At 63.6% G+C, this 22954-nt stretch carries 22 protein-coding genes; 19 read left to right on the top strand and 3 right to left on the bottom strand.

Features of this window, described 5'->3' with window-relative positions; all coding sequences use genetic code 11:
* The first annotated feature begins 43 nt into the window (after positions 1-43).
* From FLO80_RS10700 to FLO80_RS10680, 5 genes are read left to right on the top strand one after another with little or no spacing between them, the layout of a single operon-like run.
* Positions 44-1123 carry an ABC transporter ATP-binding protein gene (locus FLO80_RS10700; protein ID WP_111368542.1) on the top strand — a complete coding sequence of 360 codons (1080 nt, stop codon included), beginning with the start codon at positions 44-46 and terminating at the stop codon, positions 1121-1123.
* The gene (locus FLO80_RS10695; protein ID WP_111368543.1) at positions 1124-2464 is read left to right on the top strand and encodes an aminotransferase family protein; all 1341 of its coding nucleotides are present in this window, start codon (positions 1124-1126) and stop codon (positions 2462-2464) included.
* Positions 2461-2955 carry a GNAT family N-acetyltransferase gene (locus FLO80_RS10690; RefSeq protein WP_111368544.1) on the top strand — a complete coding sequence of 165 codons (495 nt, stop codon included), beginning with the start codon at positions 2461-2463 and terminating at the stop codon, positions 2953-2955. Before FLO80_RS10695 ends, FLO80_RS10690 begins: the two co-directional genes overlap by 4 nt.
* The gene (locus FLO80_RS10685) at positions 2952-3647 is read left to right on the top strand and encodes a CoA transferase subunit A (RefSeq protein ID WP_246156653.1); all 696 of its coding nucleotides are present in this window, start codon (positions 2952-2954) and stop codon (positions 3645-3647) included. The genes FLO80_RS10690 and FLO80_RS10685 overlap by 4 nt, the downstream gene beginning before the upstream one ends.
* Positions 3640-4284 (top strand): 3-oxoacid CoA-transferase subunit B, encoded by a 645-nt coding sequence (locus tag FLO80_RS10680; RefSeq protein ID WP_246156661.1) that lies wholly within the window; start codon positions 3640-3642, stop codon positions 4282-4284. The genes FLO80_RS10685 and FLO80_RS10680 overlap by 8 nt, the downstream gene beginning before the upstream one ends.
* Positions 4285-4346: 62 nt before the next feature.
* Here FLO80_RS10680 and FLO80_RS10675 read toward each other — a convergent pair whose 3' ends face one another.
* The gene (locus FLO80_RS10675) at positions 4347-4823 is read right to left on the bottom strand and encodes a MarR family winged helix-turn-helix transcriptional regulator (protein ID WP_111368547.1); all 477 of its coding nucleotides are present in this window, start codon (positions 4821-4823) and stop codon (positions 4347-4349) included.
* A gap of 233 nt (positions 4824-5056) precedes the next feature.
* On the opposite strand from FLO80_RS10675, the gene ectA reads away from it, so the two are divergent.
* From ectA to FLO80_RS10645, 6 genes are all read left to right on the top strand, one after another.
* On the top strand, positions 5057-5593 hold the full coding sequence (gene ectA / locus FLO80_RS10670; protein WP_111368548.1) for a diaminobutyrate acetyltransferase: 537 nt from the start codon (positions 5057-5059) through the stop codon (positions 5591-5593).
* 67 nt (positions 5594-5660) lie between these two features.
* A complete protein-coding gene (gene ectB, locus FLO80_RS10665) occupies positions 5661-6947 on the top strand; it encodes a diaminobutyrate--2-oxoglutarate transaminase (RefSeq protein WP_111368549.1) in 1287 nt (428 codons plus the stop codon).
* Between the two features lie 4 nt (positions 6948-6951).
* The gene (locus FLO80_RS10660; protein ID WP_111368550.1) at positions 6952-7344 is read left to right on the top strand and encodes an ectoine synthase; all 393 of its coding nucleotides are present in this window, start codon (positions 6952-6954) and stop codon (positions 7342-7344) included.
* A gap of 37 nt (positions 7345-7381) precedes the next feature.
* Positions 7382-8818 carry an aspartate kinase gene (locus FLO80_RS10655; protein ID WP_111368551.1) on the top strand — a complete coding sequence of 479 codons (1437 nt, stop codon included), beginning with the start codon at positions 7382-7384 and terminating at the stop codon, positions 8816-8818.
* A gap of 261 nt (positions 8819-9079) precedes the next feature.
* Entirely contained in the window at positions 9080-10195 is a 1116-nt protein-coding gene (locus FLO80_RS10650) for an efflux RND transporter periplasmic adaptor subunit (RefSeq protein WP_246156652.1), read from the top strand.
* Positions 10192-13302, top strand: coding sequence for an efflux RND transporter permease subunit (locus tag FLO80_RS10645; protein WP_111368553.1), 3111 nt, complete (start codon positions 10192-10194; stop codon positions 13300-13302). The genes FLO80_RS10650 and FLO80_RS10645 overlap by 4 nt, the downstream gene beginning before the upstream one ends.
* Before the next feature lie 56 nt (positions 13303-13358).
* Here FLO80_RS10645 and FLO80_RS10640 read toward each other — a convergent pair whose 3' ends face one another.
* Both FLO80_RS10640 and FLO80_RS10635 read right to left on the bottom strand, forming a co-directional pair.
* Positions 13359-14222: a universal stress protein gene (locus FLO80_RS10640; protein ID WP_111368554.1), complete on the bottom strand. Its 864-nt coding sequence runs from the start codon at positions 14220-14222 to the stop codon at positions 13359-13361.
* Positions 14223-14238: 16 nt separating this feature from the next.
* Positions 14239-15729: a SulP family inorganic anion transporter gene (locus tag FLO80_RS10635; RefSeq protein WP_111368555.1), complete on the bottom strand. Its 1491-nt coding sequence runs from the start codon at positions 15727-15729 to the stop codon at positions 14239-14241.
* Between the two features lie 286 nt (positions 15730-16015).
* Here FLO80_RS10635 and FLO80_RS10630 point away from each other — a divergent pair, with 286 nt between their 5' ends.
* The 8 genes from FLO80_RS10630 to FLO80_RS10595 form a co-directional block, all read left to right on the top strand.
* Positions 16016-16393, top strand: a complete 378-nt coding sequence (locus tag FLO80_RS10630) for a winged helix-turn-helix domain-containing protein (protein ID WP_111368556.1) — start codon at positions 16016-16018, stop codon at positions 16391-16393.
* Positions 16394-16559: 166 nt separating this feature from the next.
* Entirely contained in the window at positions 16560-17639 is a 1080-nt protein-coding gene (locus FLO80_RS10625) for a site-2 protease family protein (RefSeq protein WP_111368557.1), read from the top strand.
* An 86-nt stretch (positions 17640-17725) separates the two neighbouring features.
* Positions 17726-18538 carry a glycosyltransferase gene (locus FLO80_RS10620; RefSeq protein ID WP_188078267.1) on the top strand — a complete coding sequence of 271 codons (813 nt, stop codon included), beginning with the start codon at positions 17726-17728 and terminating at the stop codon, positions 18536-18538.
* A gap of 6 nt (positions 18539-18544) precedes the next feature.
* The gene (locus tag FLO80_RS10615; RefSeq protein ID WP_111368577.1) at positions 18545-19432 is read left to right on the top strand and encodes a DMT family transporter; all 888 of its coding nucleotides are present in this window, start codon (positions 18545-18547) and stop codon (positions 19430-19432) included.
* Between the two features lie 288 nt (positions 19433-19720).
* Positions 19721-20092, top strand: a complete 372-nt coding sequence (gene rpsL / locus FLO80_RS10610) for a 30S ribosomal protein S12 (RefSeq protein ID WP_109385713.1) — start codon at positions 19721-19723, stop codon at positions 20090-20092.
* 12 nt (positions 20093-20104) lie between these two features.
* Positions 20105-20575, top strand: coding sequence for a 30S ribosomal protein S7 (gene rpsG / locus FLO80_RS10605; protein ID WP_111368558.1), 471 nt, complete (start codon positions 20105-20107; stop codon positions 20573-20575).
* A gap of 21 nt (positions 20576-20596) precedes the next feature.
* On the top strand, positions 20597-22720 hold the full coding sequence (fusA, locus tag FLO80_RS10600) for an elongation factor G (protein ID WP_111368559.1): 2124 nt from the start codon (positions 20597-20599) through the stop codon (positions 22718-22720).
* 86 nt (positions 22721-22806) lie between these two features.
* On the top strand, positions 22807-22954 hold a 148-nt coding region (locus tag FLO80_RS10595; RefSeq protein WP_246156638.1), incomplete at its 3' end, for a GTP-binding protein.

The raw sequence follows: 22954 nt of genomic DNA, 5'->3' as shown, positions 1-22954 counted from the left end.
CCCGGTTCCAACAGCAACTGACCGAAAACGGGGATGGCACGCGATGGCCCGCGTCGAACTCAAGCAAATCACCAAGTCCTTTGGCATCCTGAAGGCGGTGCATGAATCCGATGTGGTGTTCGAGGAGGGATCGTTCACCACGCTTCTGGGCCCGTCGGGCTGTGGCAAGACGACGATCCTGCGGATGGTGTCGGGGCTGGAGACGCCGACGGGTGGCGATATCCTGATCGGGGGCAAGCGGATCAACGACGTGCCCATTCACAAGCGCAACCTTGGGCTGGTGTTCCAGAATTACGCGCTGTTCCCGCATCGCACCATTGCCGAGAACATCGCCTTCGGCCTGAAATACCGGGGCGTGAGCCGCGCGGATGCGGCGCAAAAGGTAACCGAGGCGCTTGATATCGTACGGTTGCCGGGGGTCGAGGACCGTTATCCCAGCCAGTTGTCGGGCGGCCAGCAACAGCGGATCGCCATGGCCCGCGCCATCGTGATCGAACCGGATGTTCTGCTCCTCGATGAGCCGTTATCGGCGCTGGATGCCAACCTGCGCGAGGATATGCGGGTCGAGTTGAAAGCGATTCAGCACCGGATCGGGGTGACGTCGATTTTCGTCACGCATGACCAGTCCGAGGCCTTGGCCATGTCGGACAAGATCATCGTGATGAGTGATGGCCGGGTCGAGCAGGTCGGGGCGCCCGAAGAGGTCTATAACAACCCGGCGAGCGTCTTCGTGGCCAATTTCCTTGGCGCGTCCAACATCGTGGATGTGGATGTGAAGGGGCGCGGCGCGGATGACGTGACGCTTGACGTGCCGCATTTCGGGGCGGTCACGCTGCGGGCGAGCCGGGCCACTAACCTGGGCGATGCTTCAAGGGGCAAGCTGGTCATGCGGGCCGAGAAACTGCACCTTGCCGACGGGGCGGCGCCCGAGGGCACGGTTTCGACCCGCGGCGTGGTCGAGGCGGTTGACTATCAGGGCCAGTTGGCACGTTACTTCGTGCGGATCGGGGAGACCCAGTTCCAGGCGATGAACATGATCGACGGTGCGCCCTTTGCCGAAGGGGCCGAGGTGTCGGTGGTTCTGAACCCCGATGATTGCAGCGTATTGGCGAACGAGGCGTGAATGAGCCATCTTTTCTATCAAAGCCGGCTGGCGCGGCCGGAACTCGACCGTGCCGAGGGCATCTATATGTGGGACACATCCGGCAAGCGCTATCTTGACGGATCGAGTGGCGCGATGGTCAGCAATATCGGCCATTCCAACCCGGCCGTTCTGGCCGCGATGCGCGCGCAGATGGAGAAGTCGACCTTCGGCTATCGGCTGCATTTCCAGACCGAAGCCTCGGAGGCGCTGGCGGCGAAGACGGCGGAACTGTCGCCGCCGGGCCTCAGCAAGGTATTTTTCGTCTCTGGCGGGTCCGAGGCGGTGGAAAGCACGATCAAGCTGGCGCGGCAATATGCGTTGGCCAAGGGCGAGGCGCAGCGGTTCAAGGTGATTTCGCGGATGCCGTCCTATCACGGGGCGACGCTGGGCGCGCTGGCGGTGACGGGCTATGCCCCGATGAGCGCGCCGTTCGACCCGATGCTGATGCGGATGCCGAAGATCCCCGCGCCGCGCGCCTATCTCGACGGGCTCGATATCGACGACGTGGCGACGGGCCATCACTATGCTGACATGCTGGAGCAGAAGATCCGCGACGAAGGCCCCGAAACGGTGCTGGCCTTCATAGTGGAACCGGTGGGGGGCGCTTCGACCGGGGCGCTGGTGCCGCCGGCGGGGTATATGAGCCGCATCCGCGAGATCTGTGATCGTTACGGGGTGCTTCTGATCCATGACGAGGTGATGTCGGGGGGCGGGCGAACGGGCAAGTTCTGGGGCGCCGAGCATTGGCAGGTGGTGCCGGATATCATCTGTATTTCCAAGGGGTTCGGCGGTGGATACGTGCCGTTGGGTGCGATGATCGCGCGCGAGGATATCGTCGAGGCGGTGCTCGACATGGGCGGGTTCGTGCATGGCCATACCTATGCGGGCAACCCGCTGGCCTGTGCCGCCGGGCTGGCGGTTCTTGACGAGGTCGAGCGGCAGGGCATGATCGGCAACGCGGACCGGATGGGCGCGCGGCTCAAGTCGCGGCTCGAGGCGCTGATGCAGCGGTTTCCCTTTATCGGGGATGTGCGGGGCAAGGGGTTGTTGCTGGCCTTCGAACTGGTCAGCGACCGCGACAGCATGGCGCCATTGCCCAAAGACCTGAACGCGCATGCGCGGCTGGTCGATCTGGCCTATGACCGGGGGCTGATCATCTATTCGCGGCGCACGCGTGGCGGGCTCGAGGGGGATCATTTCCTTGTCTGCCCGCCGATGATCGTGGGCGAGGACGGGATCGACGAGATCATCGAGGGGCTGGGCGCCGCGCTTGAGGATTTCGCGGGCGAGGCGGGGCTTGAGACAGGGCGCGCGGCGTGAGCGGGGTGCGGATACGCCCGGCGACCGAGGCTGATGTCGATGCGCTGGATGCGATGCTGCGGGCCTTGTCGGAGCATCTGGGCGATCATGACCTTCATACCGGCAATGCCGGGGCGCTGCGCCGCCATGGCCCCTGGGGCACGGGGTTCTTCGAGGCACTGATTGCCGAAGCCGGCGCGGATGCCTGCGGGATGAGCCTATATTTCAAGCATTTCTCGACCCTGCGGGGGGTGCCGGGGGTTTACGTGCAGGATCTCTGGATCGCGCCGGACCAGCGCGGCAGCGGGCTTGGCCGCCGGTTGCTGGCCGCCGTGGCGCGAGAGGCGGCGGAGCGTTGGGGTGCGGCTTACCTGTCGCTGATGGCAAATCGCCACAACAGCGGCGCGGTGCGGTTCTATGACCGGCTGGGGTTCGGCGCATATGCCGATGACCTGCCGATGGGGTTGGCGGGTGAGCGGTTTGCGCGGCTGGCGCGGGAGGGTGCGGCGTGAGATTGTCGGACAAGACCTGCGCGATGGAAGACGCGGTGTCGCGGATCGGCGCGGGCGCGGTGGTGATGCTGGGCGGCTTTGGCGTGCCGGGCACGCCGTTCGCACTCATCCGCGAACTGGTGCGGCAGGGGCCGAAGGATCTTACCATCATCAAGAACGACGCCAACGAAAAGGGCATGGGGGTCGATCACCTTTTGGCGGCGGGGATGGTGAAGAAGCTGATCGTGACGCATATCGGGCTCAATGCGCGGGCGATGGCGATGATGAACGCGGGCGAGATCGAGGTCGAGTTCTGCGCGCAGGGCATGCTGGCCGAGCGGGTGCGTGCGGGCGGTGCCGGGCTGATGGGCTTCGTCACCGATATTGGCCTCGGGACGGAATTGGCGACGGGTAAGCCACGGGTTGAAGTGGGCGGGCGCGAGGGGGTTCTGGAAACCGCGTTGCGCGCCGATGTGGCGCTGATCCATGCGGCACGGGCCGATACGTTCGGCAACCTGTGCTACGCGGCGGCGGCGCGCAATTTCAGCCCCCTGATGGCGATGGCCGCCGACCGGGTGATTGCCGAGGTCGAAGAGGTGGTGGCGCCGGGCGGTATCGTGCCCGAGGAGGTGCATACGCCGGGGCCGTTCGTGGATCACGTGGTGCCATTGGGGGCGCTGGGCGAGGAGTATGGCGTTGTCAGACGTGCGTGACAGGATGGTGGCGCGCGCGGCGCGCGAGATCGCGCCGGGGATGGTGGTCAATCTCGGCATCGGTTTGCCGACGCAGGTCATCGACCACCTGGCGGCGGATTTTCCGGTCTGCCTGCATACCGAGAACGGGCTGAGCGGGATCGGGCCGACCTTGCCTTATGAACAGGCCGACCGGAACCTGATCGACGCGGGCGGGGCCTATGTCTCGACCATTGCGGGCAGTGCGTTCTTTGACAGCGCGGTAAGTTTCGCGCTGGTGCGCAGCGGGCGGCTCGACCTCACGATGCTGGGGGCCTTCGAGGTGGCGCAAACCGGCGATCTGGCCAACTGGAAGATCCCGGGCAAGTTTTCGCCCGGGGCGGGTGGCGGTATCGAACTGGCGCAAAAGGCACGGCGGGTGGTGGTTCTGACCACGCATCTGGACCGCAAGGGCAACCCCAAGCTGTTGGAGCGGTGCAGCCTGCCGCTGACCGCGCGGGCCTGTGTTAACCGGGTGTTCACGGATATGGCGGTGGTCGATGTGGCGCAGGGGCGCTTTCACCTGCGCGAGATCGCCGAGGGGCTGAGCGTGGCGGACGTGGTCAAGGCGACGGGGGCCAGCCTCGTCCTGCCCGAAGGGGACTTGCCCCGGTTTTGAGCCGACGATCTTTCTGCGAGAAATCCTGGATGCGATCCGATTTGTCGCAGAAAAATCGTTGATCATGTGCCGGAGCGGATGTCGCGGGCGTCGAGCACGGGCGAGGCGTCGAGATCCTCGGCATCGAGCATGGTGGCCACGCGTTCGAGCGCGGCGACGATCATCGCCTGTTCCCAGTCCGCGAGCGACTGGAATTCGCGCACATAGCGTTGTTGCAGTGCGTCTGGCGCGTCGGCGATGGTTTCGCGCCCCTTGTCGGTGATGCAGATATTGGTCTGGCGGCGGTCGGTCTGGGATTTCTCGCGCACGACCACGCCCTTGGCCACGAGTTTGTCGACAAGCGAGGTCACGGTGGCCTGCGAGACGCGCATCCGCTGGGCGATGGTGGTGGCGGTGGCATCGCCCTTTTCCGCGACCAGTTGCAGCACCCGGAACTGAACCGCGGTGAGCCCGGCGGATTGCGCCAACTCACGGCCGAACAGATCGGTCGCGCGCAGGATGCGGCGCAGCGCGACGAGACTCGAGTCGATGCGGTCCATGGCTTTCCCCTTGCGGTGAAACGTTAGAATGTTGGCAGATGGAATGTTCAAGATCAATCGCCTCCTGTCATAAATATGTAAAGTATAAGCTAAGCGATATATACGTGATTTTCAAAGGGAATCGGGCGAAATACGCGGAAATCGGCAAAAATGCCCGGAAAAATGCTTTGATACTTGAAATAAAACCCAGAAGTTGTTACTTAGCCTCTCGAAGCAATAGGAGGCCCATTCAGATGACCCATGCAATTGAGCAGCTCAGGAAGAAGGCACAGCCGGTTCTGCGCAAGCCCGAGGCCGCCGATGGCGCGGCCATCTGGGAGCTTGTGCGCGCCTGCAAGCCGCTCGATGAGAACTCGATGTATTGCAACCTGCTGCAAGCCGATCATTTCCGCGACACCTGTGTGGTGGCGGAGATCGACGGCGAGATCATGGGTTGGGTCTCGGGCTATGTTCTGCCTTATGATGCCGAGACGTTCTTTGTCTGGCAGGTTGCCGTGTCGTCGAAGGCGCGTGGCATGGGGCTTGGCACCCTGATGCTTGATCATCTGATCCGTCGCGATGAGTGCGACGGCGTGAACCGGCTCCAGACCACGATCACCGCCGATAACGAGGCGAGCTGGGCATTGTTCCGCAAGTTCTCGGACCTGCGCGATGGCACGCTTGATGCGCAGGCCCATTTCACCCAGTCGCTGCATTTCCGCGGACGCCACGAGACCGAGCACATGGTCACGATCGCGCTGGAACGCGAAACCATGCGCAAGGCGGCCTGAGACGCTGCCCGGCACCTGCCGCGAACAAACACTGAAATCCAAGCAATCCCAAAAGGATACCCACCCAATGACTGACAAGTCATCCAACATTTCCGTTTTCGAGCGACGAGAATCCGAAGTGCGCTCGTATTGCCGTGGCTTCGACACGGTGTTCACAAGTGCGCAAGGCTCGGAAATGACCGACGCCAACGGGCGCAGCTATATCGACTTTCTGGCGGGGTGTTCCTCGCTCAATTACGGCCATAACGACCCGGACATGAAAAACGCGCTGGTCGAGCATGTCATGAGTGACGGGCTGGCCCATGCGCTGGACCTTCACACCGACGGGAAGGCCGATTTTCTCGAAAGCTTCGAGAAACACATCCTTGGGCCGCGCAAGATGGACCATCGCGTGATGTTCACCGGCCCGACCGGCGCCAACGCCGTCGAGGCGGCGATGAAGCTGGCGCGCAAGGTGACCGGGCGCACGAACATCATTGCCTTTACCAACGGCTTTCACGGCGTGACGATGGGCGCGCTGGCCGCGACCGGCAACGGTTATCACCGTGGTGGCGCGGGCATGACGCTCAACGGGGTCACGCGGATGCCGTTCGATGGGTACATGGGGCCGGAGTTCGATACGGTCGAGCTTCTGGAGAAGATGCTGAGCGACCGCTCGTCGGGCATGGATGCGCCTGCGGCGATCATGCTTGAAACCGTGCAGGGCGAAGGCGGGCTTAATGCCGCGCGGCCCGAATGGGTCAAGCGGGTGGCCGAGCTGGCCAAGGAGCATGGCGCGCTGTTGATCGTCGACGACATCCAGGCGGGTTGTGGCCGGACCGGCACGTTCTTTTCCTTCGAGGAGATGGGGATCGAGCCGGATATCGTGACCATGGCGAAGTCGGTTTCCGGGTTCGGCCTGCCGATGGCGCTTGTCCTGGTGCGGCCTGAACATGACATATTCGGCCCGGCCGAGCATAACGGCACCTTCCGTGGCAACACCCATGCCTTTGTCACCGCGAAGGTGGCGATCGAGAAATTCTGGAAGGATGACGCCTTTGAAAAGGATCTGGCCGTCAAGGCCGACCTGATCGCCGAGGGGCTGGCAAGCCTTGCCCTGATGGTGGATGGCGCGAAGATGAAGGGCCGGGGGCTGATGCGCGGTGTCGATGTCGGGTCGGGCGAACTGGCCGGTGAGATTTGCGCGCGTGCCTTCAAGAAGGGCCTTGTGATCGAGACGTCGGGCCCCGATGATGAGGTGGTCAAGATCCTGGCGCCGCTGACGACGTCCGAAGAGATGTTGCGCAAGGGGTTGAGCATTCTGCTCGACTCGGCGCGCGAGGTTCTGGACACAAGCAAGATGGCAGCGGAGTAACCCAATGATCGTGAGAGATTTCAACAAGCTCATCGAGAGCGAGCGTGACCGCGTCGTGTCGGATGCGCAATGGACCAGCGTTCGGATGTTGCTGGCCGATGACGGGATGGGATTTTCGTTCCACATCACCTTTCTCGAAGAGGGATCGGAGCATGAGTTCGAATACAAGAACCATTTCGAGAGCGTCTATTGCATGAAGGGCAAGGGCACGATCACCGACCTCGCGACGGGCGAGACGCATGAGATCCATCCCGGCGTGATGTATGCGCTCGACCAGCATGACCGTCACGTGTTGCGGGCCGAGGAAGAGCTTGTCATGGCGTGCTGTTTCAACCCGCCGGTGACCGGTAACGAAGTGCATCAGGCCGACGGCTCTTACGCGCTTGAAACCAGTTGACAGAGGGGCCCGAGGCGATACCTCCGGGCCGGAAAGAATGACACTCCAGAAACACACCGTCGAAAAAATCGGCGGCACGTCCATGTCGCGGCTCGATGAATTGCGCGACACGCTTTTGATCGGCAAACGCAAGGGCGCCGAGCTTTACAACCGGGTTTTTGTCGTTTCGGCATTTGGCGGGATCACCGACCTTCTGCTTGAGCACAAGAAAACCGGCGAGGCCGGCGTTTACGAGATGTTTGCCAATGACGAAAGCGCCCATGGCTGGCACGACGCGCTGACCCGGGTGAGCGAGGCGATGGTCGCGGCACACGAGGCGGTGCTTGATCAACCGGGCGACCGGACGCAGGCGGGCGAGTTCGTGCGCGAGCGGATCGAGGGCGCGCGTTCGTGCCTGATCGACTTGCAGCGGTTGTGCTCCTATGGCCATTTCCGCCTGTCGGACCACATGGCGGTGACGCGCGAATTGCTGGCCGGGCTGGGCGAGGCGCATTCGGCATTCGTGGCCGCGCTGATGCTGCAGCGCGCCGGTGTGAATGCGCGCTTTGTCGACCTGTCGGGTTGGCGCGATGAGAACGAATACACGCTCGAAGAGCGGATCGCGAACGGGTTCGCCGATGTCGATCTGGCCGGTGAATTGCCGATCGTGACCGGCTATGCCCAGTGCAGCGAGGGTTTGATGCGTGAATATGACCGCGGCTATTCCGAGGTCACCTTCTCGAACATCGCCGCGCAGACCGAGGCCGCCGAAGCGATCATCCACAAGGAGTTTCACCTCAGTTCGACCGACCCCAAGCTGGTGGGCGAGGATGCGGTGCGCAAGTTGGGTCATACCAATTACGACGTGGCCGATCAGCTTTCCAATCTCGGTATGGAGGCGATTCACCCCAACGCGGCCAAGATCCTGCGCAGGGCGGGGATTCCGCTGCGCGTGACCAATGCGTTCGACCCGGACGATCCGGGCACGCTGATCGACGAGGAAGCGGGTGAAAGTGCCGCGGTCGAGATCGTGACCGGACTGCCGGTGACGGCGCTGGAGCTTTTTGAACAGGACATGGTGGGGGTCAAGGGGTATGACGCCAAGGTGCTCGAGGTTCTGGCCCGGCACAAGGTGCGGATCGTGTCGAAGGCGACCAATGCCAACACCATCACCCATTACCTCGATGCCTCGCGCAAGGCGCTGCGGCGGGTGGAGCGCGATCTGAGCGCGCATTTCCCCAATGCCGAGGTGCGGCTCACGCGGCTGGCGCTGGTTGCCGTGATCGGGCGCAGCCTTGACGGGTTGCACAGCGTCGAGCGCGGTCTTGCCGCGCTGCGCGAAGGCGATGTCGGTGTGCGCGCGGTCCAGCACGTGCCCGGGAGCGTCGATGTGCAGTTCGTCGTGGCAGAGGATGCCTGTGACGAGGCGATCACGTTGTTGCACGGGGCCTTTGTCGAAGCGCCGGAACAGAAGGCCGCTCGACTGGCCGCGTAGGTCGAGTGCGTTCCTGCGCGCCCTTTGGGCCGTGCGATCATGGAGAAGACCAATCGAGCCGGGTGCCTTGTGCGCCCGGCTTTTTCATGGATTTCGTGGTTTGCAGGATCGTGGCCGGGGCGGGTTTGGGTGATCTGATTTTATGCCTGTGGCGTAATCGAAACCTGAACACCAGTTCGTGAGCGGTGCGGATGAAGTTGTGTTTTATCCTCTTTGCGCCTTAAGCTTTGCGCACGCGCGCATCCGCGCCGGTATCAGGAGTTGGATAGACCCGACATGGCCTTGTGGAAGCAATTTCTCGTTCTGTGCGTTCTGGCGACGCTTGGCTATGGCGGATACGAAGGGTATCAGCACTACCTCGCGCCCGGAAAGGCGGCGCCGGTGCAGGCGGGCGGTGGGCCGCGTGTCGCGGCGGTGGAGACCGCCCGGGCCGAGACGCGGGTGTTGCGTGACACGGTCGAAGCGGTCGGCACGACACGGGCGCGGCAATCGGTCGAGATCGTTCCCGAGGCCACGGGCCGCATCGAGGCGTTGAATTTTACCCCGGGCCAGAGCGTCGAGAAGGGCGCGGTTCTGGCGCGGCTCGATGACACGATCGAGCGCGCCAACCTGGACGAGATCAAGGCGCGGCTTCAGGAGCGGACACAGGCGGTCGAGCGGTTGACCCAACTCAGGCAGACCAACGCGGTGGCCGAGGCGACGCTGGAAGAATCGGTGGCGCGGCTGGCCGAGACGCGGGCGCAGATCGACCGTGCGACCCAGCGGCTTGAGGATCGGACGATCCGCGCGCCCTTTGCCGGGATCGTGGGCCTGGCCGAGGTGGACGAGGGCGCGCGCGTGGCGGAAGGCCTGTCGATCACGCGGCTGGACGATCTGTCGGAGGTGGAGGTCGAGTTTTCGCTGCCCGAAACCTTGTTTGCGCGCATTCGCCAGGGACAGACGATCAATGCGACCAGCGCCGCGTTCGAGGACCGCCATTTCGAGGGCAAGATCGAGGCCGTGGACAGCCGGATCGACCCGGTGAGCCGGGCGTTTCGTGCGCGCGCCGTGATCCCGAACCCCGAGGGCGTGCTGCCCGCGGGGATGTTCATGTCTCTGGAGCTGACGCTGGGGCAGGCCGAACATGTGGTCGTGCCGGAAGAGGCGATCATCTTTCAGGCCGCTGAAACCTATGTTTTCCGCGTCGAGGACGGCGTGGCGCGGCGGGTCACGGTGCAAACCGGGCAGCGGCGCGAGGGCCGGGTTGCGATCCTGTCGGGGCTTGATGCGGGCGCCGAGGTGGTGGTGCGCGGGCTGCACCGGGTGCGCGACGGCATCGCGGTCGAGGTGATCGGCGGCGCGGGTGCTGGATCGGCGGCGGGTGAGGTGGAATCGTGACCCTTTCGGACATCTCGGTACGCCGCCCGGTTCTGGCGGCGGTGGCGAGCCTTTTGCTGATCGTGTTCGGGCTGAGCGCGTTGCGGGACATCTCGATCCGCGAGTTGCCGGATGTGGACAACGCGGTTGTGACGATCACGACCACCTATCGCGGTGCGGCCCCCGAGGTCATCGACACCGATGTGACCGAGACCATCGAGGGCGCGGTCGCTTCGATCTCGGGGATACGCTCGATCAGTTCGGAAAGCCGGCAGGGCCGGTCGCGAGTCACGATCGAGTTCGAGACCGGGCGCGATATCGACGTCGCCGCCAATGACGTGCGCGACGCGGTGGGCCGGGTGCGCGCCAATCTTCCGCAGGAGGCCGACCCGCCGGATGTCGAGAAAAGCGATGCCGATGCCGACCCGGTGATGCGGCTGGCGGTGACGTCGGACCGGATGACCACCGCCGAGATCACCGATTACGTGGATCGTTTCGTGGTTGACCGTCTTGCCACGCTGGATGGCGTGGCCAATATTATCATCTATGGCGAGCGGTCTTTCGCAGTGCGTATCTGGCTCGACCGGCGGGCGCTGGCCGCGCGCAAGCTGACCGTGGCGGATGTGGAACGCGCGCTTGTGCGCAACAATATCGAGCTGCCGGCGGGCAAGGTGACGTCGCGCGACCGCGAGTTGACCGTGCGGTTGAACAGTCGGTTGCAGAGCATCGACGATTTCCGCGACGTGGTGCTGGACCGGGTGGCGGGATACCCGGTGCGGCTGGGTGATGTGGCGCGGGTCGAGGCGGGGGTGGCCGACGATTCGACCATCGCGCGCAGTGACGGGCGCGATGCGGTGGGCCTCGCGGTGCAGCGCCAGAGCCAGTCGAACACGCTTCAGATTTCAAACGCTGTGCGCGCCGAGATCGCCACGCTGCGCCCGACCCTGCCCGAGGGGATGGAGATCATGGTGGGCTCGGATGACGCGCTTTTCGTGGGCGCGTCGATCCGCGAGGTGGCACTGGCGCTGATGATCTCGCTCGGGCTGGTGGTGCTGGTGATCCTGTTCTTCCTGCGCAGTCTGCGCGCCACGCTGATTCCGGCGATCACCATCCCGGTGTCGCTTCTGGGGGCGTTCATCCTGATCGGGGCGTGGGGGTTTTCGCTCAATACGCTGACGCTTCTGGCGCTGCTGCTGGCGATCGGGCTGGTGGTGGATGACGCGATCGTGGTGCTGGAGAACATCCAGCGCCGGATCGAAGACGGCGAGAGCCCTTTGGTGGCCAGCCTCAAGGGCGCGCGGCAGGTGACATTCGCGGTGCTGGCCACTTCGGTCACGCTGATCGCGGTGTTTGTGCCGCTGTCGTTCATGCCGGGGCAGGTGGGGCGGCTTTTCATCGAGTTCGGCTGGGTCATGGCGGGGACGGTGGCGATCTCGACCTTCGTGGCGTTGACGGCCTGTCCGGCGCTGGCCTCGAAGGTGCTGAGCAAGGGCACGGGCGCGGCGCCGGCTGATGAGAGCGGGCTGCGCGGGCCGGTGCAGAAGTTCTATGCCGGGTTATTGCGCCGGGCGGTGCAGATGCCGCTGGTGGTGATCGCGCTGGGCGGCGCGGTGACCGGGGGCGCGGTGCTTTTCTATGATGCGCTGCCGCGCGAGTTGGCCCCACGGGAGGATCGCGGCGTGGGGTTCATCCCGCTGACCGCGCCGCAGGGCAGCACGCTTGAATACACCGACCGCGCCGCGCAGCAGGTCGAGGAGATCCTGCGCCCGATGCGCGATGAGGGTGTGATCGAAACGGTGTTCACCTTTACCGGCTGGGGCAACCGGGCGTGGCGGTCCTTTGTCGTCTTTCGCCTTGCGCCATGGGACGAGCGCGAGCAGTCGGCGGAGGACGTGGTGCGGCGGATCGCTCCGAAAATGGGTGAGTTGACGGCGGCGCGCGGCTTTCCGGTCACGCCTGCGGGTCTCGGGCTGCGCGGCAGTTCGACCCCGATCCGGGTGGTGGTGAGCGGGCCGGATTTCGACAGCGTGAAAGACTGGGCCAACGCCCTGCAGGAGCGTGCCGGAGAGATCGAGGGGCTGATCAATCCCGAGATCAATTTCGAGCAGAACCTGCCACAGCTCGATGTGCGGATCGACCGTGAGCGGGCCGATGATCTGGGTATCAGCGTGGAGGTTGTCGCCAACACGATGCAGACGATGCTGGCCTCGCGGCAGGCGACACGGTTCATGACAAGGGGCCGGGAATACCCGGTCATCGTTCAGGCCGAGGAACGTGACCGCCGCTCGCCTTCGGATATCGACAACATCTTCATCCGCTCGGGCGACGGGCAATCGCTGGTCCCGCTGGGGGCGCTGGTGTCTGTGCAGGAGAATGCCGCGGCGCCGTCGCTGCGCCGGTTCGACCGGCTGCCCTCGATCCAGTTGTCGGGGGCGCTGGCGCCGGGTGCGGATCTCGGCAGCGTCCTGGCCCGGGTCGAGGCGGCGGCGGCCGAGATCATTCCGCCCAGTGGCAAGCTGGGCTATGAGGGCCAGTCGCGCACCTTCAAGGACACATCGGCGGGGGTGGGGATCGTGTTTGCCTTGTCGCTACTGATCGTTTTCCTCGTGTTGTCGGCCCAGTTCGAGAGTTTCGTGCACCCGGTCACGATCCTGTTGACGGTGCCCACGGGAGTGGCGGGCGCTGTCTATGCGATGGCGTTGGGGGGGCTGTCGCTCAATGTCTACAGCCAGATCGGGATTATCCTGCTCATCGGTCTGGTGGCCAAGAACGGCATTCTGATCGTCGAGTTCGCCAACCAGTTGCGCGATCAGGGCAAGAGTGTGCGCGAGGCGGTGATCATGGCGGCGGCGCTGCGGCTCAGGCCGATCATGATGACCGTGCTTTCGACCATACTGGGTGCGCTGCCGCTGGTTCTGGCCACGGGGGCCGGGGCCGAGAGCCGCAACGCCATCGGCACGGTGATCATTGCGGGGCTTGCGTTGTCGGCGCTGTTGATGCTGGTGGTGACGCCGGTGATCTATGACCTGCTGGCCCGGTTCACCCGTCCGCGCGGTCATATCGAGCGCGCGCTGGAACGGGAGTTGGACGCCCACGACATCGCCGGATCACATGCACCCGCCGAGTGAGCGCGGAGCGGGTTTGAAAGGCGGGCTGCGCTGAAACCGGCGCACCCGTCACCCCGCTATCGCATCAGGACGACGGGCACCTTGCATGACCGGATCATTTCGGTCGTGGTCGATCCGATGATCAGGCTGCGGATGCGGGAATGGCCATAGGCCCCCATCACGAGCATGTCGAATTTCGCCTCTTCCACCAGCTTGCCGAGGGCGGTTTCAGGCTGGCCGGGTAGAACCGAGCTTTCGGCCTCGATTCCGGCAGCTTTGAGAAGGGCCTTGGCGTCTTCGAGCCCTTTTTTGACCTCGGCGGTTTCGTTGCCGACGGTGACGACATGGATCGCCAATCCCCGGAACAGCGGAGAGCGGGAAATATGGTCGATGGCCTTCATCGCCGAAGTGCCGCCATCATAGGCGACGAGAACCTTCGAGATCGGTTGAAACGCGCGCGAGGCGACAAAGACGGGTTTATGGCTGGCGCGCACGATGCGTTCGAGATTGGACCCGAGGTGGCCCTTGGCGAAATCGGCGGCTTCGCCGCGCTTGCCGATCAGCACGACGCGCGCATCGGCTTCGACCTCGGCCACGGCTTCGATGATATCGCCGTGGCGCAGCCGGGTGGTGATGTCGGTCACACCGGCCTTGTCGAGGATGCTGCGCGCGTCCTCGAGAATGGCACGGCCCCGGTGGCTGATGAGCTTGGCGCGCTGGGCGTCAAGCTCGGCCAGTTCCTCGAGCAGCGCGGTGCGCGCCCCGAGTTTGATGGCACCGGAAAGATCCTGTTTTTCGGGTGCCTCGCGGCGACCGAGAACATGGATCAGTTCGACCGGGGCATCGGTGCGTTGCGATATCCATGCGGCATGGTCGCAGACGCTGGCCGAATAGAGAGAGCCGTCCACGAGGGCGACGATCTTTTGAGTTTGTTGTGTCATCTGTCCTGGTCCTCGTTCAATGCGCCATCAGCTTGTCCATGGCGCCGGGCTTGTCATGAACGGCAAGCCGGTCGACGATGGTTTCGCTCGCTTCGTTCATGCCGACGATCTCGACCTCGGCCCCGTCACGGCGGAATTTCAGAATGGTCATATCGAGCGCCTGAACGGAAGAGATATCCCAGATATGTGCATGGCTGACGTCGATGACGACGCGTTCGAGCGCCTCCTTGAAGTCGAAGGCGTTCATGAAATCCTCGACCGATCCGTAAAAGAGCTGCCCCTGGATCACGTAGGTGCGTTCGCGCCCGTCGTCGGAAATCGTGGTCGTGACCCGGAAAAGCTGGGCGATCTTGCCGGCAAAGAATATGCCGGACAACAGAACCCCGACCAGCACCCCGATGGCGAGGTTATGAGTATAGACCACGGTGACGACGGTAGCGATCATCACGATGGACGAGGAGTGCGGGTGCGTTCTAAGGGCCTTGATCGACGACCATGAGAAGGTGCCGACCGAGACCATGATCATGATCGCGACCAGCGCGGCCATCGGGATCTGGCTGACCAGATCGCCCAGAACGACCACCATGAACAGCAGGCAGACCCCTGCCGTGAAAGACGAAAGCCGCCCGCGACCGCCGGATTTGACGTTGATGATCGACTGGCCGATCATTGCACAACCCGCCATGCCGCCGATGAAACCGGTGGCCGTGTTGGCAATGCCCTGGCCGACGCATTCCTGGTTGCGGGCCGACTTGGTGTCGGTCAGGTCGTCCACGATGTTCTGGGTCATCAGGCTTTCGAGCAGGCCCACGATGGCCACCGCGACCGAATAGGGCAGGATGATGGCCAGGGTTTCCAGCGTCAGCGGAATTTGCGGGATCAGAAAGACCGGCAACGTATCGGGCAGGTCGCCCATGTCGCCGACGGTGCGGACATCCCAGCCGAACACCATGATCAGGCCGGTCAGCACCACGATTGTTACCAGCGGCGAGGGGATCGCCCGGGTCAGCAGTGGGAAAAGGTAGATGATCGCGAGACCAGCGGCGACCAGCGCATAGGTCAGCCATGTCACCGTGCGCGGGTCCAGTTCGGGCAGTTGGGCGAGGAAGATCAGGATCGCCAGCGCGTTGACAAAGCCGGTCATCACCGATTTCGACACGTAGCGCATGACAAAGCCCAGCCGGAACACACCGGCGGCGATTTGCAGCAGACCGGCCAGAACTGTTGCGGCCAGCAGGTATTGCAGACCGTGTTCCTTGACCAGCGTGATCATCAGAACGGCCGTCGCCGCCGTGGCGGCCGAAATCATGCCGGGGCGTCCGCCGGTGAAGGCGGTCAGAACGGCAATCGAGAAGCTCGCGAAGAGGCCGACCTTTGGGTCCACGCCCGCAATGATCGAAAAGGCGATGGCTTCGGGGATCAGGGCCAGCGCCACGACGAGCCCTGCCATCAGGTCACCACGGATATTGCCAAACCATTGGCTTCGGTAAGCGTCGAGTGAGATCATGAAAGAGAATTCCTAGTCGATACGGGCGCTTTGCACGTCTCGATCCTGATTGTGAGTGTCTGTTCGGGGCGTCCGGCGTCCAACGGGCGCGGGCGGGCGGGTTCATGGTCTGGACCCACCGGTCTTGCGTCCGGGTTTCTGTCGGCTGCTTGTTGGCTGCGGCGCGGCATAGCGGGTCCGTGTGCGGTTGCCAAGCCTTGTTTCGGGGCTGAATGCGCTGAGTGTCGGGTTTTGCGTGCGATGTGACCGCTTGCACCGGGCGGTGGATCGTCGCAATCCTGTGGGTATGACCCGAATGCCCGAACACCCCGATCCGCCACGGCTGCGACTTCGCATTGTCTTTGGTGAAGACGAGATGATCGGTCCCGGCAAGGCCGAGTTGCTGGAACGGGTCGCCCAGACCGGCTCGATCGCGGCGGCGGGGCGCGACATGGGGATGAGTTACAAGCGCGCCTGGCAGTTGATCGGCACGTTGAATGCGATGTTCGACGCACCGCTGGTCGAGAGCACGCGCGGCGGGCCCGGGGGCGGTGGCGCCGTGCTGACCGATGCGGGGCATGAGGTGCTGGCGCTTTACCGCGCGGTCGAGCACGAGGCCACGGTTGCGAATTCGGGACCGCTGGCCAGGCTGCATGCAAAGTTGAAAAAAGCCCCCAGGCAATAGTGATCCGGGCGCCGCCCGGCGTGCCCCGACGTTTCCCCGCCCGGGCAGTTTGTCGCGTGTCGCCAAGGCGAGTTGGCGAAAGAGGGTTTGCGCTTGGACGGTGGTTGGGCGATGCTAAGCCTTATCAGGCCGGGCAACCGGATGCCTGGCAGGCGTTGGAGCGATCATGAACTGGTCCTTTTCCATCGGAGATGTGCGCGGCACCCAGATCAGGGTGCATGCGACCTTCTTTTTGCTTCTGGCCTGGGTGATGGCCGCGGCCTGGCTGGTCGAGGGACCGGGGGCGGCGATTGTCAACGTGGTGTTCATCATGGCGGTTTTCGCCTGCGTGGTGCTGCACGAGCTGGGCCACGTGACCATGGCGCGACAGTTCGGCGTGGGCACCCGCGACATCACGCTGTTGCCGATTGGCGGGCTGGCGCGGCTGGAACGCATTCCCGAAGACCCGCGGCAGGAAATCCTGATCGCGCTGGCCGGGCCTGCGGTGAATATCGTGATCTGGCTGATCCTGACGGTGGTTCTGGGCGCGTCGTTCTCGTTCAACGTGCTGCAATCGCTGGAAGACCCGGGGCTTGGCTTTCTCGAGCGGCTGGCGGCGGTCAACCTGCTGTTGGTGCTGTTCAACATGATCCCGGCCTTTCCGATGGATGGCGGGCGGGTGTTTCGCGCGGTGCTTGCGGTGTTCATGGATCGGGTCAAGGCGACACAGCTTGCCGCGCAGGCGGGGCAGGTGATGGCCTTTCTGTTCGGCTTTCTCGGTCTGACCGGGGGCAGCCCGCTGTTGATCCTGATCGCGATCTTCATCTTTTTCGCGGCCGGGGCCGAAAGCTCGCAGGCGATGCTGCGCGACCGGGCGCATGGGGCGCGGGCGCGGGATGCGATGATTACCTCGTTCGAGGCGCTGGGGCCGCAGGACACGATGGAAGCGGCGGCGCATGCGGTGCTGCGCACCGAGCAGTCGGAATTTCCGGTGGTCGGCCCGGACCGGCGGTTTGTCGGCATGCTGACCCGTGCATCCATTCTCGGCGCGTCGGAGGCGGGACATCGCACCGCGCCGGTGTCGGGTGCGGTGACGACGGGCATTCCCGAACTTCGGCTCGATGCGCCGATGGACGAGGTTCTCGATGCGCTGGCCAGTAGCGATGCGCCGGCGGTGGCGATCACCGACCGGGGCGGGCATTTCCTGGGCTACATCACGCGCGAGAATATCGGCGAATGGGTGATCCTGTCTCGCCGGCTGGTCTGAGCGGGAAGATAGCGGGCCGCGGGGGGCTTTCCTTTTCCGTCAAAGCCATGTCATCTGAGCGCGAGGCAGATCGGGCGAGGCGGGCAATGAATGCGAGAACAGAAATTCCGGTGGTGGGAGTCGTCCGGTTTTCGGTTCTTGCGCTGGATTATTATACCGAGAGGTTCGAAACGGTCGACAAGGTCGCCGAACACCTGTTTTCGCCTGAACGATTGGCGCTGCGGTTCGAGTTGTTTGAAAAGCTGTGCCTGCCTTCACTGGTGCAGCAAAGCGACCGTGATTTCCGAGCCGTGATCCTGACATCGACCGAGTTGCCGCCCGAGGCGCGGGCGCGGCTCGATGCGCTGGTGGCGCCGCATGACCACATCGAGGTGTTCGCGGCGGCCCCGGATCTGCATTACCCGATCACCCGCGCGGCCTATCGTTCGGTGCCACTGGGTGGGGCCAGCCACAAGCTGTGGTTCCGGCTCGATGACGATGACGCGGTGTCGCGCGATTACGTGGAGCGGCTCAAGCAGATCGGGTTGGGGCTGCGTGCGGTGCATGAGGATCAGCCCTTCATGATCGCCTTCAACCGGGGCTTTTACGTCGAGGTGACGGGGCAGGGGGAGAATGACATCGTCGATTTCGTCGAGCGCGCGCCGCTGTCGGTGGGCACCGCGCTTCTGGCTCCGGCGACGTATGATCGCACGCCCTATCGTTACAATCACCGGGCGCTGGGCCAGCATTACAACCTTTACACGGATGTCGCCGCGCCGGTGTTCCTGCGCACGATCCACTCGGACAACAAATCGCAACCAACCAAGCAGGGTGTGGGCCAGAAGCTCTCGCCGAGCATGGTGGAGCGGCAGATCCGCGAGCGGTTCGGCTTCGACATCGACATGCTGAGGGCACTTTAGGTCATGATGGACGCGCGCGACAATCTCAAGGGGGCGGGGCTGATGATGGCCTCGATGGCGGCGTTTACCTTCAACGATGTATGCATGAAGGCGCTGTCGGGGCAGATCCCGCTTTTCCAGGCGATTTTCTTGCGCGGTTTGCTTACTTGCCTGTTGATCTGGGTCGTCGGGCGCCGGATGGGGGCGATCCGCCTTGCGCTGCCGCGACGCGACTGGGGGTTGATCGGGTTGCGCAGCGCCGCCGAGATCGGCGCGACGTTTTTCTTTCTCACCGCCCTGTTTCACATGCCGATTGCCAATGTCACGGCGATCCTTCAGGCGCTGCCGCTGACCGTGGCGCTGGCAGCGGCGCTGTTCTTTCGCGAGCCGCTGGGCTGGCGGCGCCTGGTGGCGATCGGGGTCGGGTTCGGGGGGGTGATGCTGATCGTGCGCCCGGGGGCCGAGGGGTTCAGCATCTATTCGCTTTACGCGCTGGCGGCCGTGGGATTCGTGACGCTGCGCGACCTGACGGCGCGGCGGCTTTCGCCGGGGGTGCCGTCGATCACCGTGGCGCTGATCACGGCAATGGTCATCACGGTGGCGGGCGGGTTGGCGTCAACAATGCAGGGCTGGGCGCCGGTCGATGGCCGGGCGTTGGGGCTGATTTCGCTTGCGGCGGGTTTCATCCTTGTCGGCTACCTCGCATCGGTCGCGGTGATGCGGGTGGGCGAGATCGGATTCATCGCGCCGTTCCGCTATACCGGCCTGATCTGGGCGCTTCTGCTGGGTTTCGTGGTCTTTGGCGACTGGCCCGCGCCGTTGACGTTGATGGGGGCGGCGATCGTGGTGGCGATGGGCCTTTTCACCCTCTATCGAGAGCGTCAATTGCGCCGGAAGGCGCAGCGTGCGGAATGATGACCGGGTCTTGGGCATGGTGCAGGGGACGTGTTGACAAGGGGGGCGACTCCCCCTATACGCGCCACATCCGGCGAGGGGTCTGCCCGAAGCCGACATCAGAACTGTAGTGGACATGATCCGGGCAAAACCGCCCCGATCCTCTGGAAACCCACCGCATCGTCCTTGGAAACATTGGGGCGAAGGCGGTTTTTGCGTGTTTCATGGACGCATGAAGCGCGAGTTTTTGGAAACCTGTGCGGGGCGACTCGCGCGACACATGTGTTGAAAAACGGGGAAAGAGACCCAATGCCGACGATCCAGCAGCTGATCCGCAAGCCGCGGCAGCCCAAAGTGAAACGCTCCAAATCCCTCCATCTCGAAGGGAATCCGCAAAAGCGTGGCGTTTGCACGCGCGTTTACACCACGACGCCGAAAAAGCCGAACTCGGCCATGCGGAAGGTGGCAAAGGTCCGCCTGACCAACGGTTACGAGGTCATCAGCTATATCCCCGGCGAAAGCCACAACCTTCAGGAACACTCGGTTGTCCTGATCCGTGGTGGCCGTGTGAAAGACCTTCCCGGTGTGCGCTATCACATCCTGCGCGGCGTGCTTGACACGCAGGGCGTCAAGGATCGTAAACAGCGCCGCTCGAAATACGGCGCCAAACGGCCCAAGTAAGAGGATCAAGAGATGTCCCGTCGCCACGCCGCTGAAAAACGCGAAATCCTGCCTGACGCCAAATATGGCGATAAGGTTCTCTCCAAGTTCATGAACAACCTCATGCTCGACGGCAAGAAGTCGGCCGCTGAAAAGATCGTCTATGGCGCGCTCGACCGCGTCGAGGACAAGATCAAGCGCGCGCCGGTCGAGGTGTTCCACGAGGCGCTCGACAATATCAAGCCGAGCGTCGAAGTGCGGTCGCGCCGGGTTGGTGGCGCCACCTATCAGGTGCCTGTCGAGGTTCGCCCCGAGCGCCGCGAGGCGCTTGCGATCCGTTGGCTGATCAAGGCCAGCCGCGCGCGCAACGAACACACGATGGAAGAGCGCCTTGCCGGTGAGTTGCTGGATGCTGTGCAATCCCGCGGCTCGGCCGTGAAAAAGCGCGAAGACACACACAAGATGGCCGACGCGAACAAAGCGTTCAGCCATTACCGCTGGTAATCCTTTCAAGGGCACGAGATCATGGCACGCGAATATCCGCTCGAACGCTACCGCAATTTCGGCATCATGGCGCATATCGACGCCGGCAAGACGACGATGACCGAACGCATCCTGTTTTACACGGGCAAGAACCACAAGATCGGCGAGACCCATGACGGTGCCTCGACGATGGACTGGATGGAACAGGAAGCCGAGCGCGGAATCACCATCACCAGCGCCGCGACCACGACCTTCTGGCAGCGCCAGGAAGATCCGACCCCGGAAGGGACGTCGGACACCAAGACGCGGTTCAACATCATCGACACGCCTGGACACGTGGATTTCACCATCGAGGTGGAACGCTCGCTGGCCGTTCTCGACGGCGCGGTCGCGCTGCTTGACGGTAATGCCGGGGTCGAGCCGCAAACCGAGACCGTCTGGCGTCAGGCCGACCGCTACAAGGTGCCGCGTCTGGTCTTTGTCAACAAGATGGACAAGATCGGGGCCGACTTCTTCAACTGTGTGAGGATGGTCAAGGACCGCACCGGCGGCACGCCGCTGCCGATCGCGCTGCCGATCGGGGCCGAGGACAACCTCGAAGGCATCATCGACCTGATCAAGATGGAAGAATGGGTCTGGACCGGTGAGGATCTGGGCGCCAACTGGGTGCGCCAGCCGATCCGTGACGAACTCAAGGATCTGGCCGACGAATGGCGCGGCAACATGATCGAGCTGGCGGTCGAAATGGACGACACCGCCATGGAAGCCTATCTCGAAGGCGAGGAGCCCGACGAGGCCACCCTGCGCGGCCTGATCCGCAAGGGCACGCTGGAACTGGCCTTCTTCCCGATGCTCGCGGGGTCGGCGTTCAAGAACAAGGGTGTGCAGCCGCTTCTGAATGCCGTGGTGGATTTCCTGCCCGGACCCAGGGACGTGCCGATGCTCAAGGGTTTTTCGCCCGATGACGAGACCGAGACCCGCGATATCGAACGTCCGGCAGACGATGCCGCGCCGTTCTCGGCGCTGGCCTTCAAGATCATGAACGACCCGTTCGTCGGTTCGCTGACCTTCAGCCGGATCTATTCCGGTGTTCTGAAGAAGGGCGACTCGATGCTCAACTCGACCAAGGGCAAGAAAGAGCGCGTCGGCCGCATGATGCTGATGCATGCCATTGATCGCCAGGAGATCGAAGAGGCATTTGCCGGCGACATCATCGCGCTGGCCGGTCTGAAAGACACCACCACGGGCGACACGCTGTGTGACCCGGCCAAGCCGGTGGTCCTGGAGACCATGACCTTCCCCGACCCGGTGATCGAGATCGCGGTCGAGCCCAAGACCAAGAACGACCAGGAGAAGATGAGCCAGGGTCTGGCCCGTCTGGCCGCCGAGGACCCGTCCTTCCGTGTCGAAACCGATCTGGAATCCGGGCAGACGATCATGAAGGGTATGGGCGAATTGCACCTTGATATCCTGATCGACCGTCTCAAGCGCGAGTTCAAGGTCGAGGCCAATATCGGTGCACCTCAGGTCGCCTATCGCGAGACCATCGGTTTCGAGATCGAGCACACCTATACCCACAAGAAGCAATCGGGTGGGTCGGGCCAATTCGCCGAGGTCAAGCTGATCATCGCGCCCACCGAGCCGGGCGAGGGCTACAGCTTCGAGAGCCGGATCGTCGGCGGTGCCGTGCCCAAGGAATATATCCCGGGTGTCGAAAAGGGCATCAAGTCGGTGATGGATAGCGGACCTCTGGCCGGCTTCCCGGTGATCGACTTCAAGGTCGCGCTGATCGACGGCAAGTTCCACGATGTCGACTCGTCGGTTCTGGCCTTCGAGATCGCTGGACGGATGTGCATGCGCGAAGGTCTGAGAAAGGCCGGCGCCAAGCTGCTCGAACCGATGATGAAGGTCGAGGTGGTGACGCCCGAGGAATATACCGGCTCCGTCATCGGCGACCTGACCTCGCGTCGCGGTCAGGTGACGGGTCAGGAACCGCGCGGCAATGCCGTGGCGATCCAGGCCTTCGTTCCGCTGGCCAACATGTTCGGCTATATCAACACGCTGCGTTCGATGAGCTCGGGCCGCGCCCAGTTCACCATGCAGTTCGATCACTACGACCCGGTGCCGCAGAACATCAGCGAAGAGATCCAGTCGAAATACGCATAATCCGGGTGGCGGGGTGAACCCCGCCCTACCCAACCTGTAGGGTGGGTGCCAACCCACCGTCCGCAACGAAAAAAGGAGCCACGATCATGGCAAAAGCAAAGTTTGAACGTAACAAGCCGCATGTGAACATCGGGACGGTTGGTCACGTTGACCACGGCAAGACGACGCTGACGGCGGCGATCACGAAGTATTTCGGTGATTTCCGGGCCTATGACCAGATCGACGGCGCGCCGG

Origin of the sequence: Aquicoccus porphyridii, from assembly GCF_008369105.1 — a bacterium.
Taxonomy (GTDB): domain Bacteria; phylum Pseudomonadota; class Alphaproteobacteria; order Rhodobacterales; family Rhodobacteraceae; genus Aquicoccus; species Aquicoccus porphyridii.
The sequence above is the reverse complement of the archived record's forward strand: the minus strand, read 5'-3'. Positions and strand labels throughout refer to the sequence as shown.